The 941-nt window shown below is 56.3% G+C and carries 2 protein-coding genes; one reads left to right on the top strand and one right to left on the bottom strand.

From position 1 onward, the window contains the following. Nucleotides 1-214: LacI family DNA-binding transcriptional regulator (locus I5W_RS15205; RefSeq protein ID WP_044529862.1), on the bottom strand; the 214-nt coding region annotated here is incomplete at its 3' end. A gap of 474 nt (nt 215-688) precedes the next feature. On the opposite strand from I5W_RS15205, the gene I5W_RS15200 reads away from it, so the two are divergent. Beyond that, the coding region (locus I5W_RS15200; RefSeq protein WP_044529861.1) for a hypothetical protein at nt 689-941 on the top strand (253 nt) is incomplete at its 3' end.

Below are 941 nucleotides of genomic sequence, written 5' to 3'. Positions count from 1 at the left end.
AACCGTTGAACATCACGCAAGCCAGGGTCTTGGTGGAGATGTTGCGCAGCGAGCGTGCGGCCACGTTGGGAATGAAATTAAGCGCATCGATGGCGCTTTGCACCAGCTCGCGCGTCTTGGGGGCGACTTTCTCGGGGTGGTTCAGCACCAGCGAGACCGTCTGGAAACTCACGCCGGCAGCCTTGGCGACGTCCTTGATGGTGAGGCGGGTCATGACTGGGGCAGGTACAGCGGCGAAGGCGATCCGTGGAGGTGTTTCATGATGATTCAGCAATGGTGGGCAGCCCTGGTGCGGCGGCTGGCCGGGCAGCGCAATCATATATGACGCTTTGTGCAACAGTCATAAAAATGTTTTTGTGCGCTGCGGCCAGATGTAATCATGAGGTCATAAATCTTCGCGAGAATAACGCTTCTTAGAACGTTCTAATGTAAAGCAGGACGTATTCAATTGCTAAAAAGAACTAGTGAGGCCATTCGATGTAAAGAAGGCCACTTTTTTTCTTCTTGAATTAGAACGTTCTATTTAATTTATACGATGCGCAGCCGGTCTCCAAGCCTATTGGCTGCGTCTTTGTCACTTTTGGCAGTTTCGTCAGCTCGATCACCACACCTTAGCCACGATTTGTTTTCCAGGGGAAATAACATGTCTTACCGCAGCGGATGTCAGCATTACCTACGTTTGTCATTGATGAGTCTGGCCATCTTGTCGGTGCTGCCGATGCTGGCGCGCGCCGCCGACGATGTGCCGGCCACTGGCGCGGCCCAGGCCAGCGATGCGCCGGCCGCCCAGGATGGCAGCGTCAAACGTCTGGACAGCGTGGTGGTCACGCGCAAGCGCAGCCAGAGCAGCGCGGCGGTGGCCGGCAAGGAAGTGGAAGACCGCGTCATGGATAGCGTCACCCGCGAGCAGGTGGAGCGCCTGCCGGACTCTACGGTCACCG

Source organism: Herbaspirillum sp. B65, from assembly GCF_000333555.1.
GTDB classification, from domain to species: Bacteria; Pseudomonadota; Gammaproteobacteria; order Burkholderiales; family Burkholderiaceae_D; genus Herbaspirillum; species Herbaspirillum rubrisubalbicans.
The sequence above is the reverse complement of the archived record's forward strand: the minus strand, read 5'-3'. Positions and strand labels throughout refer to the sequence as shown.